The following is a 16,173-nucleotide window of genomic DNA, read 5'->3' as shown; positions in this document are numbered from 1 at the left end:
AGGGCATGCATGCACTGACGAAGCAGTCGGAATCGACCGGGCAGGCCCGCTGTCCCACGTGTTCGGAGCCCATCGAGGCCGAGGGCCGCGTGCAGGGCGAGGTGTTGACGTGCTCGGGCTGTGACGGAGAGCTCGAGGTGGTCGGCCTCAATCCGCTCCGGCTCGAGGAAGCGCCCGAGGTCGAGGAGGACTGGGGCGAGTAGGCCCGGGAGCGCCATGAGCACGAACGAATCCCCGGAGCAGCCGCTCCTCTCACCCGGAAGGGTCTTCGCCCAGGCCGTCGCCACGCAGGGCGCGAAGGCCTCGGTGGAGTTCTCGCACACCATCACGGAGGCCTTCCCGGGCTTCAAGCGGCGCCCGCGCATCGCGGTGCGCGGCCTGTTCAAGGTGGTGAAGGCGGAGGGCGGCAAGGTGAAGTACTGGCACGAGACGCCGCCCCAGTCGCCGCCCACCGTGCAGGTGGAGGACGTGGGCCTGCGCCCCGAGGCCGCGTTCGAGTTCCACACGGACCTCGCGACGCTCAAGCCCACCACGGCGTGGATTCAAGTCCCGCCCGCGCTCCTGGACGACCCGGAGACGCTGGCGACGTTCATCGACTTCCGGCTGCTCGTGCGGCTGTGCACCGCGGAGAACCAGGCGCTCGCCAGGGGGCGGGGTGGAGACCGCGTGCGGGGCCTGCTGGAGACGCCGGGAATCACGCGGCTGCCGGCGCGCTCGGACCCCGTGTCCTCGCTGCTGGCGGCGTGTGACAGGGTGGAGCAGATGGGCGGCAGCGCGGACGGCATCCTCGTCAACCCGGCGGACTACTACCGCTACTTCGTGGGCAAGGGCGGGCTGTTGTCGGACCTGACGAGCATGGGCGTGCGCATCGCCCGCGCGCGCATGGTGGACCCCGGGCAGGTCATCGTCGGGGACTTCACCGCGGCGGCCACCATCTTCGACAGCGGCCGCTCCTCCATCCGCTTCGCCACGCCGCCTCCCGGCATCTTCCCGCGCGACGGCCTGGCCGTCTGCGGAGAGATTCACGAGGCGCTCGTCGTCCACCTGCCGACGCACTTCTACGTCGCCTCGCTCGCCTGAGGCGGGGTGCCCGCCCGGAAGTCCTCCAGCGACTTCCGGGCGAGTGGGCGTCAGGGCTTCTCGGCGCTGACCACCGCGTACTCGTCGCAGTTGAACAGCGTCAGCCACTGGAGCTGCTCGAACTCCATCTGGCGGGCGCGCCGCACGTCCTCGCGCACCTTCGCCACGGTGACGCTGCCGGGCTGACGCTCCGCGGCCGTCATCCCCCGGAGCGCGGCCAGCGCGGTGTTGACGGCCGGGTAGACGTCCGACGCGATGGACTCCAGCTTCCCCTGGTGGAAGCCGGCCGCGTTCAGCTCCGTGAGATAGCGCTGCGTCGTCCAGACGTTGGCCTCCGGAAACGCAATCCGTCCGCGCCAGTACCGGTGCCTCAGCCGTCGGCGCAGGCCCGCGCCGGACTCGCGGTCCGTCTTCTGACACATGTCCGCCATCACCAGGCGCCCGCCGGGCTTGAGCACCCGGAAGGCCTCACGCAGGAAGTCGCCGCGCGTGCGGAAGTGCATCGCGGACTCCAGCGCGAAGACGACGTCGAACTCGCCATCACCGAAGGGAATCTGCGTCGCCGAGCCGACCTCCAGCCGCACCCGGTCCTCCAATCCCGTCAGCTTCACGCGCTCCTTGCCCACGCGGACCTGATTGGGGGTGACATTGATGCCCACGATTCGGGCGGGGCGGTACTCCTCCGCCCAGAGGATGTCCTGGTCGGCGTAGCCGAACCCGCAGTCGAGCACCACGTCCCGCTCGCCCAGCCGCGCCGTGCGCGCGAGCAGATGGGCCATCTGCGCTTGTGCGGCTTTGAACAAATCCCCGACGCGCTCGCAGTTCGTCTCGTCCACGCGCTCCACGTCACGCCAGTAGCCCAGGTTGATCCAGAAGGGCTCCCGCCCCGTGACGACGCGAATCTCTTGTGGTCTGGGCAGCCCTGCCACCCATGCACCCGTCTCGTTCGAGTAGAAACGCTCGGGGTCCGCCAGCACCGCGCTCTTGAGCTGCCTTGCGACCTGCATGACGTCGAACATCGCGAGCCTCCTTCGTGGCGGTCCTCTCATTATGACCTGGAATGCACGAATTGAGGAGCTGTCCTGAGGCGCCAGCCGTCCGCCCAGGCCCTGTCGGCTGATGGACAGAAGTGGCTGTCTTTCAGGTGGAGTCTCTCTTTGCCGTGTCGTTGTTTTGGTTGTGATTGCCTCCGGGACCCGCTCGGCCGGCGAGGAGGCCTTATTGGCAATTGGCAGTCACGGGGTGACGCGACGCGTATTGAGACGCTTCACTGACAGGCATAGAAAGTGTCTTGTTGTCACCCTGCTAATAAGCGGAGGAGGGCCCGCTCATGCGACTGCACCGCAGTGGTTCGTTGGCTTTGTCGAGTGTCTTCGTCGCGGCCCTGGGAGTGACCCAGGCCGCGGCCGCGGAGTTGCCGTTGTTGGACAGCACCCCCTTGCGAGCGCCGTTCGCGGCGGCCTGTGAGGGGAAGCCGGACTCCACGCTGCTACCCGTGGACCCGCGCACGCTCGTCGTCCCGGGCGTCAACAAGCCGGGCGCGGCGGTGCAGTTCAACGCCTTCTGGGTGGACCTGCACACCCCGCCGCCGCCGTTCATCTCCAACCTGCCGCCCAACCCCAAGACATGTGGCGAGTTCCGGGCCAGCGTCGCCCGCGGCAAGAAGAACATCGAGACGCGGGCCTACTTCCAGCCGTTCACCACGGCGTCCGCGTACTACTTCATGTACACGCTGTGGGGTTACCCGCTGCGCCCGTCGGACTTCGACGAGCAGATCATCAAGCGCTTCGGCCTGGCGAAGGCCCCCTTCCGCAATCCCTATCCGTACCCCTGGGAGAACCCCAACCTCACCAACGGCGGGAGCGGGCAGCTGCCCCTCGGCATGGTCCAGGAGCGCGACGCCAACGGCCGCTGGACGGGCGCCATCGCCTCCTCCTGCTCGGGTTGCCATGACTCGAAGCTGGGGGGCGACTCGGAGTCGTCCTTCCTGTGGGGCCGCTCCAGTGACGCCATCGACGCGGGCCTCATCCAGTCCGACATGTTCCGCTCCACCGTGGTGGGCAACATCTTCCAGATTGTCCCGGTGCCGTGGAGCGTCGGGCGCGGCATGAGCGACGCCATTGGCATCGTGGACCTGCTGCCCGCGCTCTTCGACATGGATGCCATGTCGCTGGCGCCCAGCCTGCTCGAGTACTTCCCCACCCACGCGGGTGGCATGTCGCGCGCCCCCAACTGGTGGTACCGCGCCTTCAAGACGCGCCAGTTCTGGGACGGCGCGCTCACGTCCGACAACGTCCGCTCGGAGATGGCGTTCGGCATCGCCAACATCACCCGCTCCGCCCCCGAACGTCGCGCCCTCACCGCCGAGTTCGAGGACAACGACAACTTCTTCGTCTCCCTGTCGCCGCCCACCTATCCCAAGCCCATCAACACGGCCCTGGCGGAGCAGGGCGCCATCCTCTTCCACGAGCGCGACCTGTGGGCCAACGGCGCCAACGCCAACATTCCCAAGCAGGCTGGCAACGGCTCCTGCGCGAGTTGCCACGGCGTCTACTCGCCGCGCCACGCCGCCAACCCCGCCTTCCTCCCGGACCCGCGCCTCAAGGGCATCTCCGGCGTCATCACCCCGATTGAGACCATTCGCACGGACCCGGCCCGCAAGGACCTGATGGCGGACGAGCGCAAGCGCCGCGCCTGGAACACGTCCTTCCTGGCCTACAACGACCAGCACCCGGACCACGGACCCTTCTATGACGACCCCATCACCAGCGCCCTGCGCCGCGTGCCGCGCGCCGCGTATGACCGGGGCACCGGGCCCATCTACTCGCCGGAGGGGCCGAACATCTGGATCAAGCCCTTTGGCTACATCGCCACGCCGCTCTACGGCGCCTGGGCCTCCGCGCCGTACTTCCACAACTCCAGCGTGCCCACCCTCTGGGACGTGCTCAAGCCCTCGGACCGCCCCAAGGTCTGGAAGCGCCAGCAGGTCTCCGGCAACGCGCTGGGCTCCAACGCCGGCTACGACATGAGCTTCGCCGCGTACGACTTCAACAAGCTCGGCTGGAAGGTGCAGGCCCTGGCCTGCGGAGACCGCCCGGCCAATGACCCCTTCATCCCCTGCAGCCAGGAGATGGCCACGCTCGACGTCCTGTTCGCGAACATCGCCAACACCGTCGCCAACTACAACTCGCTGGCCTACCAGTCGCCGCCGCCCATCACCCAGAAGCAGATCCGCTCGCGCATGATCTTCAACTCGCACCTGTACGGGCTCGGCAACGAGGGCCACGACTTCACCCAGTCGCTCACCGACAGCGAGCGCTGGGCCATCATCGAGTACCTGAAGACGCTGTGACGACGAAGGCCTCCCGCGGGCGGGGCAGGGTGCCCGTCCGCGAGAGGCCTGGAGGAAACCGGGCCGTCGGGAGCAGCGTCCCGGCGGCCTCGTCGTGTCGGGCTACATCAGGCGCTTGAAGAGGCCCAGCTTGCCCACGTACGGCGGGTAGCGCATCGCCAGGTCCAGCAGGAAGGGCCGCTTCACCACGCTCTTCTTGTGGCTGAAGGCATCGAAGCTGGCCTGGCCGTGGTAGCCGCCCACGCCGGACTCGCCCACGCCGCCGAAGGGCAGCCCCTCCGCCGCGAAGTGCACGCACACGTCGTTGACCACCGCGCCGCCGCTGGATGTCTCCGTCAGCCCCCGCTCGTTGACGGCCGCGTCCTTGGAGAAGCTGTAGAGCGCGAGCGGCTTGGGGCGCGAGCGCACGAAGCGGATGGCCTCGTCGATGCTCGGGCAGTCCACCAGCGGGAGGAGGGGACCGAAGATTTCATCCTGCATCAGCGGGCTGGACAGGGGCGCGTCGGTGATGACGGTGGGGGCGAAGAAGCGGCTGGCCGCGTCGTGCTCGCCGCCGAAGGCCACCTTGCCGTGCCCGGCCAGCGCGCGGACGCGCTCGAAGTGCCGGGGGCTGATGATGCGGCCGTAGTCGCTGCTCTGGCGCGCGTCCTGGCCGTAGAACTGGGTGACGGCCTTCTTCACCAGCTCCGTGAAGGGCGCCTTCAGCTCGGGGGGAATCAGCACGTAGTCCGGGGCGATGCACGTCTGGCCCGCGTTGAGGTACTTGCCCCAGGCGATGCGCCGGGCGGTGACCTCCAGGTCCGCGCTCCGGTCGACGATGCAGGGGCTCTTGCCGCCCAATTCCAGCACCGTGGGCGTCAGGTGCTTGGCGGCGGCCTCGGCCACCACGCGGCCCACCTGGGTGCCGCCGGTGAAGAAGATGAGGTCCCAGCGCTGCGCCAGGAGCTCGCGGCTGGCGTCCGCGTCGCCCTCCACCACGGCGACGACCTCCGGGGAGAAGGCCTCACCCAGGAGCTTCGCCAGCACCGCCGACGTCGCCGGCGCCAGCTCGCTGGGCTTGAGCACCGCGGTGCACCCGGCCGCGAGCGCCCCGATGAGCGGCGCGATGGACAGCTGATACGGGTAGTTCCACGGCGCGATGATGAGCGTCACGCCCAGCGGGTCCGAGTATTGGTACGCCCGCGCCGGCTGGATGACGATGGGCGCCGAGCCCCGGCGCGGCTTCATCCACGACTTCAGGTGCTTGAGCGCACCTTTTATCTCTCCATAGATGCTGCCGACCTCCGTCAGATACGCCTCCTCGGCGCTCTTCGAGAGGTCGGCCTTGAGGGCGGCGAGGATCTCCGCCTCGTACTTGCGCACCACCCGGTCCAGGGCTTCCAGCCGCGCCCGCCGCCACTCGAGCGGGAGCGTCACGCGAGACTCGAAATAGGCGCGCTGCTTTTCGACGAGCGCCCCCGCGTCGAGCGGAGGCGGTACGGCGGCGAGGCGACTGGAGCTCTGGACCATGGACTTCTCCTTGCGAAAGGCGATGCGCGGCTACTTCAGGAGCTCACCTCGCTCCGCTTTCTGGATGAGCGACGCGGGCGGCTCGAAGTGCTTGCCGTAGCGCTTCGCCAGCTCGTTCGCGCGGGCGATGAAGCCCCTCAGGCCCGTGCCCGTGGACCCCTCGTAGCCGTTGATGAACTGGGCCACGCCGCCCGTCCACGCCGGGAAGCCGATGCCCAGGATGGAGCCGATGTTGGCGTCCGCCGCCGAGCGCAGCACGCCCTCGTCGAAGCAGCGCACCGTGTCGATGGCCTCCGCGAACAGCATCCGGTCCTTCATGTCCTCGAAGGGGATGGTCGTGCCCGGCCTGGTGTAGTGCTTCGCCAGCCCCGACCACAGGCCCGCGCGCTTGCCGTCCACGTAGTCGTAGAAGCCCGCCCCCGTGGAGCGGCCCTTGCGCCCGTGCTGGTCGATGAGCGAGTCGACGACGGCGTAGCTGCCGTGGTCCGCCCACGGCTTGCCCTCGGCCACCGCGGCGGCCTTCGTCTCCTCGCGAATCTTGCGCGGCAGGGTCAGCGTCAGCTCGTCCATCAGCGCCAGGGGCGCCGCGGGGTAGCCCGCCTGCAGGCCCGCCTGCTCGATGGACGCCGGGGAGATGCCCTCGCCCACCATGGCGATGGCCTCGTTGAGGAACGTGCCGATGACGCGGCTGGTGAAGAAGCCGCGGCTGTCGTTGACGACGATGGGCGTCTTGCCGATCTGCACCGCGATGTCGATGGCCTTCGCCAGCGTCGCGTCGCTCGTCTTCTTGCCGGCGATGAGCTCCAACAGCGGCATCTTGTCCACGGGGGAGAAGAAGTGCATGCCCACGAAGTCCTCGGAGCGCTTCACGCCCTCCGCGAGCAGGGTGATGGGCAGCGTGGACGTGTTGGACGCCAGCACCGCGTCGGGCGCCACCACGTCCTGGACCTCCTGGAAGACCTTGTGCTTGAGCTCCACGCCCTCGAACACGGCCTCGATGACCAGGTCGCAGCCCTTGAGCGCCGCGGCGTCCTGGGTGGGGGTGATGCGCGCGAGCAGCGCGTCGCCCTTCTCCTTCGTCGTCTTGCCCTTCTCCAGCGCCTTCTCCACGAGCTTCACGGAGTACTGCTTGCCCTTCTCCGCGGCGGCGACGCTCACGTCCTTGAGCACCACCTCGATGCCCGCCTTGGCGCACACGTAGGCGATGCCCGCGCCCATCATGCCGGCGCCCAGGATGCCCACCTTCTTCGCCGTGTGCTGCGGATAGCCCTTGGGCCGGCCGCCACCGGAGTTGATGTGCTGCATGTCGAAGAAGAACGCTTGAATCATGTTCTTCGCGACCTGACCCGTCGCCAGCTCCGTGAAGTAGCGCGACTCGACGGTGAACGCGGTGTCCACGTCCACCTGCGTGCTCTCCACCGCCACCGCCATGATGGCGCGGGGGGCGGGCATGTTCGCGCCCTTGAGCTGCTTGCGCAGGTTGGCGGGGAAGGCCGGCAGGTTCGCCGCGAGCCCGGGGGACGTCGGCGTGCCGCCCGGAATCTTGTAGCCCTTCTGGTCCCACGGCTGCTGCGAGCTCGGGTTCGCCTTCACCCACGCCTTGGCCGCGGGGATGAGCGCCTCCACCGAGTCCACCACCTCGTGCACCAGGCCCACCTCCTTGGCCTCCTGGGGACGGTAGCGCTGGCCCTGCAGGAGCACCTTCATCAGCGCGTCCACGATGCCCAGCATCCGCACCGTGCGCACCACGCCGCCCGCGCCGGGCAGCAGGCCCAGGGTGACTTCCGGCAGGCCAATCTGCGCGCCCTTCACGTCCGCGACGATGCGGCGGTGACAGGCGAGCGCAATCTCCAGGCCGCCGCCCAGCGCCGCGCCGTTGATGGCGGCGACCACGGGCTTGCCCAGGGTCTCCAGCGCGCGCAGCTGCGCCTTGAGCTCCTGGCCCAGCTCGAACGCCTGCTTCGCGTTCTCCTTGCGGATCTTCAACAGGTCATTCAGGTCGCCGCCGGCGAAGAAGGTCTTCTTCGCGGAGGTGATGACGACGCCCTTGATGTCCGCCTTCTCCTTGACCAGCCGCTCCACCGTCGCGCGCATCGACTGGATGTACGCGGCGTTCATGGTGTTGGCGGACTGGTTGGGGTCATCCAGCGTCAAGGTGACGATGCCGTCGGCATCCTTGTCCCAGCGGATGGTGCTCTGCTCGCTCATGGGGTTTGCTCGAATCTTGGTCGAAAGGGGATGCGCAGAAAGGTCAGACGCGCTCGATGAGGGTGGCCACGCCCATGCCACCGCCGACGCACAGGGTGATGACGGCCCGGCGCGCCTTGCGCCGCTCCAGCTCGTCCACCATGGTGCCCAGGATCATCGCGCCCGTGGCGCCCAGCGGGTGCCCCATGGCGATGGCGCCGCCGTTGACGTTGATCTTCTCGTTCGGGATGCCCAGGTCCTTCTGGTACTTGAGCACCACGGAGGCGAAGGCCTCGTTGAGCTCGAACAGGTCGATGTCCTTCACCGACAGGCCCGTCATGTCGAGCAGCTTGCGCGTGGCGGGGATGGGCCCCGTCAGCATGATGGTCGGGTCCGAGCCGGACGTGGCCACCGCGGCGATGCGCGCGCGCGGCGTCAGCCCCAGCGACTTGCCCACCTTCTCCGAGCCGATGAGCACCAGCGCCGCGCCGTCCACGATGCCCGACGAGTTGCCCGGGGTGTGCACGTGCTCGATGCGCTCCACCATGTGGTACTTCTGCAGCGCCACCGCGTCGAAGCCGCCCATCTCACCCATGGCGGCGAACGACGGGCTCAGCTGCCCCAGCGACGCCACGGTGGTGTCCTTGCGCGGGTGCTCGTCGCGCTCCAGGACGACCAGGCCGTTCTGGTCCACCACGGGGATGACGGAGTTCTTGAAGTAGCCCTCCGCCCAGGACTTCGCGGCGCGCGCCTGCGACTGCGCGGCGTAGGTGTCCACGTCCTCGCGGGTGAAGCCCTCCATCGTCGCGATGAGGTCCGCGGAGATGCCCTGCGGCACGAAGTACGTGTCGTAGTTGGTGGCCGGGTCCATGGCCCACGCGCCGCCGTCGGAGCCCATGGGCACGCGCGACATGCTCTCCACGCCGCCCGCGATGACCAGGTGCTCCCAGCCCGAGCGCACCTGCTGCGCGGCCATGTTCACCGCCGTCAGGCCGGAGGCACAGAAGCGGTTGAGCTGCACGCCGCCCACCGTCTCCGGCAGGCCCGCCGCCAGCACCAGCGTGCGCGCGATGTCCGCGCCCTGGTCGCCCACCGGCGACACGATGCCCAGCACGATGTCGTCGATCTGCTGGGGGTCCAGGCCGGGGTGGCGCTTCTTGAGGGCGTCCACCAGGCCGACCAGCAGGGAGATGGGCTTGATGCCGTGCAGCGCGCCCTTCTTGCCCTTGCCGCGAGGTGTACGGACGGCGTCGAAGATGAATGCTTCCTGGCTCACCGGGAGCCTCCTTGGGATTCGGTGTGGGAGTGGTCTACAGCGAACGGGCGACGAGTTCCTTCATGACCTCGTTGGCGCCGGCGAAGATGCGCATGACGCGAGTATCCGCGAACAGGTGAGCGATGGGGTATTCCTTCATGTACCCATACCCTCCGAAAAGCTGGAGGCAACGGTCCGCGACGCTGCTCGCCTGGTCCGTCAGCCAGTACTTGGCCATGGCCGCGGACGCCACGTCCAGCTCCCCCGCCAGGTGCTTCTCCACGCACTCGTCGAGGAACGCCCGTCCAACCCGGCCCAGCGTCGCGCATTCCGCCAGCTCGAAGCGCGTGTTCTGCAGAGCGAAAAGCGGCTTGCCGAACACCTGGCGCTGCTTGGTGTAGTCGACCGTGAGCGCCACGGCCCGCTCGATGCTCGCCTGCGCGAGCACCGCCGTGGCCAGCCGCTCCTGGGGCAGCTGCTGCATCAGCTGGATGAAGCCCGAGCCCTCCTCGCCGCCCAGCACGTTGACGGCCGGAATCCGGAGCTCGTCGAAGAACAGCTCCGTGGTGTCCTGACCGTGGCCGCCCAGCTTCTCCAGGATGCGGCCCCGCTCGAAGCCGGGCGTGGTGTCGGAGACCTCGGCACACAACAGGGAGATGCCCGCATGGCCCTTCACGTCGCTGGTGCGCACCGCGATGATGAGGAAGTCACAGACGCGGCCGTTGGAGATGAAGGTCTTGGACCCGCTCACCTTGTAGAAGTCGCCGTCGCGCACCGCGCGGGTGGAGATGGCCTGCAGATCCGAGCCCGTGCCCGGCTCCGTCATGGCGATGGCGCCCACCCACTCGCCGCTGGCGAGCTTGGGCAGCCACTTGAGCTTCTGGGCCTCGGAGGCGTACGCGAGCACGTAGTGCGCGACGATGGTGGAGTGCACCGCGAAGCCCATCGTCGGGTCCCCGGCGCGCACCTGCTCCTCCAGGAGGATGGCCTCGTGGGCGAACGTGCCGCCGCCGCCGCCGTACGCCTCCGGGATGGACATGCACAGCAGGCCCAGCTCGCCCGCCCGGCGGTAGAGCGCCTTGTCCGGGAAGCCCTGGGCCACGTGCTTGGGCACGTTGGGGAGGACCTCCTTCGTGAAATAGGTGGCCGCGAGGCCGCGCACCTGCTCGAGCTCGTCGGAGCTCCACCGAGGACGTGCCGTCATAGTCTGTCTCCGCGCTGTCGTGACTGCTGTCTAGAGTCCGAACGTCTTGCCGATGATGTCCCGCTGGATTTCGCTGGTGCCACCATAGACGGTGGAAATCACCGTGGCACGCAGATGCGATTCCATATCGAACTCGGTGGCGTAGCCGTAGCCCCCCATCATCTGCACGCCCTCCAGCGCCACGCGCTTGGCCGTCTCGGTGGCCTTCAGCTTGGCCATGGAGGCCTCGCGCGGGAGCATCTTCTCCGGGGCCTCGTCCGCCATCTGCGCCACGCGGTACAGGAGCAGCTCGCTGCACTCCAGCTCCAGCGCCAGGTCCGCGATGCGGTGCTTGAGGGCCTGGAACGAGCCCACCGACTTGCCGAACTGCTTGCGGTCCTTCACGTACGCCACCGCGTCGTCGAACGCGCGCCGGCCCCGGCCCAGCATCGTCGCCGCCAGGATGAGCCGCTCGCTGTTGAGCCCCGACATCAGCTGCGGCCACGCCTGGTCCACCACGCCCACCACGCTGTCCTCGGGCAGGAAGCAGTCGGTGAAGTAGACGTCGTTGACCTCCTTGCCGTTGAGCGTGGGGATGCCGCGAATCTCCACGCCCGGCGTGCTCGTGGGCACGCAGAACATGGTGAGCCCCTCGTGGCGCGAGCCCGGGCCCGCGCCGCGCGTCCTCGCCACCAGCAGCAGGTGGTCGGCGATGTGCGCGTTGGAGCACCACGTCTTCTGGCCGTTGACGACGAAGCCGCCCGAGGCGCGCTCGGCGCGGCAGGTGATGGCCGCCGCGTCCGAGCCCGCGCCGGGCTCCGAGATGGAGATGGCCTCCACCCGCCCTTGCGTGATTCCCGTGAGCACCTTCTGCTTCTGCGCGGGCGTGCCGAACCTCGCGTAGGGCCCGGCCGCGACGGCGGTGGTGACGTAGCCGCCCACCGGCGCGAGCCCGTAGGCGGTGCGCTCCGCGAACAGGCAGATCTCCGACATGCCGCCGCCGGAGCCGCCGTACTCCGCGTCGATGCCCACGCCGAGCCAGCCCAGCTCGGCCATCTGCGCGTACAGCTCGACGTTGTGCGCCTCCACGCCGTGCTGCGTCAAGGCGTCGCGCTGGGCGCGGGTGCCCGTCCTGGCGCGGCAGAAGGCATCGATGGACGCGGCGAACGAGGCTTGCTCGGGGGTTCTGGCGTGCATGGCGGCAGGGCTCAGGCGTTCTCGTAGAAGGTGGCGATGCGCTCGGCGTACTGCTGGAGGATGACGCGGCGCTTGAGCTTGAGCGTGGGGGTGAGCTCGCCCGTCGCCGGCGACCACGTCTCGTTGACGACCTCGAAGCGCTTGACCTGCTCGGCGCGCGACAGCCGCTGGTTGACGGAGGCCACCAGCGCCTCCAGCTCCGAGCGGATGGCGGGGTCCTTCGTCAGCTCCGCCACGGACATGGGCGGCAGGCCCCGGGCCTTGGCCCAGACGGGCGCGACCTCCGCGTCCAGGCAGATGAGCGCGGTGACATACGGCCAGCCATCGCCAATCGCGAGCGCCTGGCCCACGAGCGGGTGGGCGCGCAGCAAGCCCTCGATGCGGGACGGGGCGATGTTCTTCCCGCTCGAGGTGATGATGAGCTCCTTCTTGCGGTCGGTGATGGTGAGGAAGCCCTCGGCGTCGATGGTGCCGATGTCACCGGTGGCCAGCCACCCGTCCTCGTCCGTGGCGCTGACGATGCGCCCGTCCCCCGCCAGGTAGCCCATGAACAGCACGGGGCCGCGCACGAAGATTTCACCGTCGGAGGCGAGCTTCAGCTCGAGCCCGGGGACGGGGCGGCCCACCGAGCCCACGCGGAAGTCGGTGGGCAGGTTGATGGTGGCGCAGCCCGTTGTCTCGCTCATGCCCCACACCTCGAGCACGCGGATGCCGAAGCCGCCCAGGTACTCCAGCACCTCCACGGGGATGGGCGCGGAGCCGCTGCTGGCCCACTGGAGCGCGTCCAGGCCCAGCGTGGAGCGCAGGGGCTTGAGCACCTTCTCCTCCGCCACGGCGACCTTGGCGGCCAGCTCCTCGGACACCTTCTGGCCGGAGCCCTCCAGGCGGAAGGCCTCCAGCGCGAGCGCGTGCGCGCCCATGATGGCGTCGCGGCGGGGCGCCTCCAGCGTGCCCAGCTTCGCGCGCAGGCCCGCGGCCAGCTTCTCCCAGACGCGGGGCACGCCGAAGAAGGCGGGCGGGCGCACCTTGGCCATCAGCGGCACCACGCCCGCCGGGTCCGAGCAGACGTGCACGTGCAGCGCCTTGAAGAGCATCCGGTACAGGCCCAGCTCGCGCTCGGCGATGTGCGCCAGCGGCAGGTAGGCGATGGACGGCGCGCGCATGGGCGTGGGCACCACCGCGTCCACGCAGATGGCCTCGTAGAAGGCGTTGCGATGGCTGAGCACCACGCCCTTGGGGTCTCCGGTGGTGCCGGAGGTGTACATCATCGCGATGGGGTCCTCGGGACGGATGGGCTTCCAGGTGTCCTCGAAGACCTGCGGCGCCTGCTCATGCAGCGCCGCGCCGTCCGCCTCCAACTGCGCGAAGGAGACATAGAGCGCGTCTCCGGCGGGCACGGCCGCTGGGTCGATGACGACGATGCGCTTGAGGGAGAAGAGTGACTTGAGGATGGGGCGCCAGCGGGTCACCTCCTCCGCGCCCTCGAGCACCACCACCGTGGCCGCGCTGTGCTGGGCGACGTAGCCTACTTGCTCCGTGCTCAGCGTTTGATAGGCGGTACAGGGGATGGCGCCCAGGTGGGCCGCGGCGTAGTCGATGAGCCAGTGCTCGGGCCGGCTCGACATCATGATCATCATCCGCTCGCCGCGCTGGAGCCCGAGCGCGCCCAGGCCCCGGCTCAGCGCCGCGGTGCGGGCGCGAATCTGGGCCCAGGTGAGCGTGGTGTCACCGGCGGTGAGCGCCGGCTCGTCCGCCAGTTCGTCCGCGTTGCGCTTGAGCAAGAGCGGCAGGGTGAGCTTGTTCGCCAGGGATTGGCACTGCGCCTCCAGGTCTGCGAGCGACGTACCCATGGACTCCTCCTGCGTCTGGTTTCGCGGCGACTGCGGATGCGGCGTGTGGGGTGCTCCTCAGGGGTCGACGTAGAGGTCGAGGATGACGTCGTCGCCGCCCCCGTAGCGGCTGAAGTCGGTGACGCCCTCGGCGCGCAGCACGTCCTCGTCGATGAAGGTGTGGCCGGTGCAGTCGCGCGGCTTGCGCTGGAGGATGGCCACCGCCGCGTCCGCCATGATGTCCGGCGTGCGCGCGCGCTGCATGGAGTCATCCCCGCCGAGCAGGTTCTTCACCGCCGCGGTGGCGATGAGCGTGCGCGGCCACAGCGCGTTGGCGGCGATGCCCGCCTCGGCGAACTCCGCGGCCCAGCCCAGCGTCAAGAGCGTCATCCCATACTTCGCCACCGTGTACGCCGGGTGCTTGCCCAGCCAGTGCGGCGCCAGGTTGACGGGCGGCGACAGCGACAGGATGTGCGCGTGCGCAGAGCGCTTGAGGTGCGGCAGCGCGGCGCGCGTGAGCAGGAAGGTGCCGCGCACCTGGATCTGCTGCATCAGGTCGAACCGCTTGAGGGGCAGCTCGTCTGTCTTCAGCGGCGCCAGCGCGCTGGCGTTGTTCACGCAGAAGTCGATGCCGCCGAAGCGCTTGACGGCCTGGTCCACCGCGCGCTGGACGTCCGCCTCCTCGCGCACGTCGCCCACCACCGCGAGCGCCTGGCCTCCGGCGGCCTCGATGTCCGCGGCCGCCGTGTGGACGGTGCCCGGGAGCCTGGGGTCGGGCGTGTCCGTCTTGGCCAGGAGCACCACGTTGGCGCCCAGCCTCCCCGCGGCGACGCCAATGGCGAGGCCGATTCCGCGGCTTCCTCCGGACATCAACAACGTGCGTCCCGACAGCGGCTTCTGGCTCATCAGGGCTCCTTGTCGCTCGGACCCTCGGACGGAGCGGGCGTGGCTTCCGGCTCCGCGCGGGGCGGCATGTTCTTCAGTTGGGGGATGACGTCGCGAACGAGCGTGATGAGCGATTCGCTCAAGAGCAGGTGCGCCTCCTCGCGCGTGAGCGTCCCGCCTCGAATCCACTCGCGGATGGTGGCCTTCACCATGCCGGAGTAGGAGCGCATCATCGCGCGGTGGCGCGCGTCGCTGCCCACCTCCACCTTGAGCCCCAGGAACTCGAGCGTCTTCGCCGCCGCCACGTCGTCCGCGGCGGAGATGATGCGCTCGACCTCCGGGTCCGCGCCGATGCCGCCCACCGCGGTGACGGCCACGTACGTCTTGCCGTGGGTGGCCACCGTGTCCAGGTACCACCGGACGCTGCGCTCCACGCGCTCGCGCAGCGTGCCCGTGTTGCTGACCTTCTCCTCCAGGCCGGGCATCAGGAGCATGCGCTTGACGACCTTGAGGTACAGGTCGCGCTTCTGCCCGAAGTAGTGGTTGAGCAGGCCGCGGGCGACACCCGCTTCCTTGGCGATGTCCGTGGTGGAGACGTCCGCGTAGGGACGCTCACCGAACAGCCGCGTCGCGACCTCGAGGATCTGCTCGCGGCGCTCGTCCGGCTCCAGGCGCTTCCAGCGGGGGGCGGGGGAGGGGCTCATGACTTGTGCTCCCGCCACGGCAGGAAGGCCGGCTGGTCCTGCTCCACGGTGCGCGTGAAGGCGGGGGGCCGCTTCTGCAGGAACGCCATCACGCCCTCCACGGCGTCGGGGTTCTGTCCCAGGCTCGCGATGAGCTGGCTGTCCAGGGAGAAGGCCTGCTCCGGGCTGGGCAGGGCGCTCATTCGGTAGAGGGACTGACGGATGACGGCCACGGACACGGGCGCGGTGGACTCCACCAGCTCGCGCGCCAGCGCCTGCGCGGCGCCGAGGACCTCGTCGGATTCATGGAGCGAGCGCACCAGCCCCGCGCCGAGCGCCTCGTCCGCGGGGATGAGCCGGCCGCTCACCATCCAGTCGAGCGCGCGGCCCATGCCGACCAGTCGGGGCAGGAACCAGCTGGAGCCGCCCTCCGGGTAGATGCCCCGGCGGCTGAAGACGAAGCCGAAGCGGCTGTCCTTGGCCGCCAGCCGGAAGTCCGCGGGCAGGAGCATCGTCGAGCCCACGCCCACCGCGGCGCCCCGCACGGCGGCGATGACGGGCTTGCGCAGGGAGAACAGGCGGCGGGTCACCCGCGTCGCGGGCTCCACCCACCCCGGCTCGGGCAGGCCTCCGTTGGCGACCTCGAAGGACAGGCCGCTCAGGTCCGCGCCCACACAGAAGTCCTTGCCGGCCCCCGTGAGGATGACCACGCGCACGTCCTCGTTGGCGTCCGCCTGGGTCAGCGCGTCCGCCAGCTCGTCCGCCATGGTGATGGTGAAGCCGTTTCGCGCCTCGGGACGGTTCAGCTCGAGAGTGGCAACCCGGTCCGAGACCGAGGTCCGGATGTGTTGGTAGCTCATGGTGGGGGCCTCATCACTTCGATGAAAGGGATATTGGAGGCTTGTTGGCGGGGTGTCAACAGTGTCTGCGCGGCCGGATTCCGAAAGAGTGACGACGTGTTGCGTCATCCCGGAGTGACTGTTCTGGGTGGGTGGGGTGGGGAGCTGCCGCGT

Annotated in this window: 13 protein-coding genes; 3 read left to right on the top strand and 10 right to left on the bottom strand. The window is 69.3% G+C overall.

The annotated features are described in order from the left end of the window. The first annotated feature begins 5 nt into the window (after positions 1 to 5). Positions 6 to 203, top strand: coding sequence for a lysine biosynthesis protein LysW (lysW, locus tag AC6JA9_RS26950; protein WP_046714639.1), 198 nt, complete (start codon positions 6 to 8; stop codon positions 201 to 203). 13 nt (positions 204 to 216) lie between these two features. Next, positions 217 to 1,080, top strand: a complete 864-nt coding sequence (locus AC6JA9_RS26945) for a family 3 encapsulin nanocompartment shell protein (protein WP_223752174.1) — start codon at positions 217 to 219, stop codon at positions 1,078 to 1,080. 50 nt (positions 1,081 to 1,130) lie between these two features. On the opposite strand, the gene AC6JA9_RS26940 is transcribed toward AC6JA9_RS26945, so the two are convergent. Continuing rightward, a complete protein-coding gene (locus AC6JA9_RS26940) occupies positions 1,131 to 2,099 on the bottom strand; it encodes an SAM-dependent methyltransferase (protein ID WP_223752173.1) in 969 nt (322 codons plus the stop codon). A gap of 311 nt (positions 2,100 to 2,410) precedes the next feature. Here AC6JA9_RS26940 and roxA point away from each other — a divergent pair, with 311 nt between their 5' ends. Beyond that, positions 2,411 to 4,432 carry a rubber dioxygenase RoxA gene (gene roxA / locus AC6JA9_RS26935; protein WP_497958046.1) on the top strand — a complete coding sequence of 674 codons (2,022 nt, stop codon included), beginning with the start codon at positions 2,411 to 2,413 and terminating at the stop codon, positions 4,430 to 4,432. Between the two features lie 102 nt (positions 4,433 to 4,534). Here the strand turns inward: roxA and AC6JA9_RS26930 are convergent, their stop codons facing one another. From AC6JA9_RS26930 to AC6JA9_RS26890, 9 genes are read right to left on the bottom strand one after another with little or no spacing between them, the layout of a single operon-like run. Continuing rightward, entirely contained in the window at positions 4,535 to 5,941 is a 1,407-nt protein-coding gene (locus AC6JA9_RS26930) for an aldehyde dehydrogenase family protein (protein WP_497958045.1), read from the bottom strand. 30 nt (positions 5,942 to 5,971) lie between these two features. Then, the gene (locus tag AC6JA9_RS26925) at positions 5,972 to 8,149 is read right to left on the bottom strand and encodes a 3-hydroxyacyl-CoA dehydrogenase NAD-binding domain-containing protein (protein ID WP_497958044.1); all 2,178 of its coding nucleotides are present in this window, start codon (positions 8,147 to 8,149) and stop codon (positions 5,972 to 5,974) included. Positions 8,150 to 8,192: 43 nt separating this feature from the next. Next, entirely contained in the window at positions 8,193 to 9,404 is a 1,212-nt protein-coding gene (locus AC6JA9_RS26920) for an acetyl-CoA C-acetyltransferase (RefSeq protein ID WP_223752169.1), read from the bottom strand. Positions 9,405 to 9,438: 34 nt separating this feature from the next. Continuing rightward, positions 9,439 to 10,587 carry an acyl-CoA dehydrogenase family protein gene (locus AC6JA9_RS26915; protein ID WP_223752168.1) on the bottom strand — a complete coding sequence of 383 codons (1,149 nt, stop codon included), beginning with the start codon at positions 10,585 to 10,587 and terminating at the stop codon, positions 9,439 to 9,441. Positions 10,588 to 10,617: 30 nt separating this feature from the next. Further along, positions 10,618 to 11,763: an acyl-CoA dehydrogenase family protein gene (locus tag AC6JA9_RS26910; RefSeq protein ID WP_141328614.1), complete on the bottom strand. Its 1,146-nt coding sequence runs from the start codon at positions 11,761 to 11,763 to the stop codon at positions 10,618 to 10,620. An 11-nt stretch (positions 11,764 to 11,774) separates the two neighbouring features. Beyond that, complete coding sequence (locus AC6JA9_RS26905; RefSeq protein WP_497958043.1) at positions 11,775 to 13,613, bottom strand: AMP-dependent synthetase/ligase; 1,839 nt, start codon at positions 13,611 to 13,613, stop codon at positions 11,775 to 11,777. A gap of 57 nt (positions 13,614 to 13,670) precedes the next feature. Then, complete coding sequence (locus tag AC6JA9_RS26900) at positions 13,671 to 14,498, bottom strand: SDR family oxidoreductase (RefSeq protein WP_223752165.1); 828 nt, start codon at positions 14,496 to 14,498, stop codon at positions 13,671 to 13,673. Beyond that, positions 14,498 to 15,181 (bottom strand): TetR/AcrR family transcriptional regulator, encoded by a 684-nt coding sequence (locus AC6JA9_RS26895; protein ID WP_223785590.1) that lies wholly within the window; start codon positions 15,179 to 15,181, stop codon positions 14,498 to 14,500. The genes AC6JA9_RS26900 and AC6JA9_RS26895 overlap by 1 nt, the downstream gene beginning before the upstream one ends. Continuing rightward, a complete protein-coding gene (locus tag AC6JA9_RS26890) occupies positions 15,178 to 16,020 on the bottom strand; it encodes an enoyl-CoA hydratase-related protein (RefSeq protein ID WP_223752163.1) in 843 nt (280 codons plus the stop codon). Before AC6JA9_RS26890 ends, AC6JA9_RS26895 begins: the two co-directional genes overlap by 4 nt. Between the last annotated feature and the right edge of the window lie 153 nt (positions 16,021 to 16,173).

The sequence above is a fragment of the Myxococcus sp. MH1 genome, from assembly GCF_059738865.1.
The sequence above is the reverse complement of the archived record's forward strand: the minus strand, read 5'-3'. Positions and strand labels throughout refer to the sequence as shown.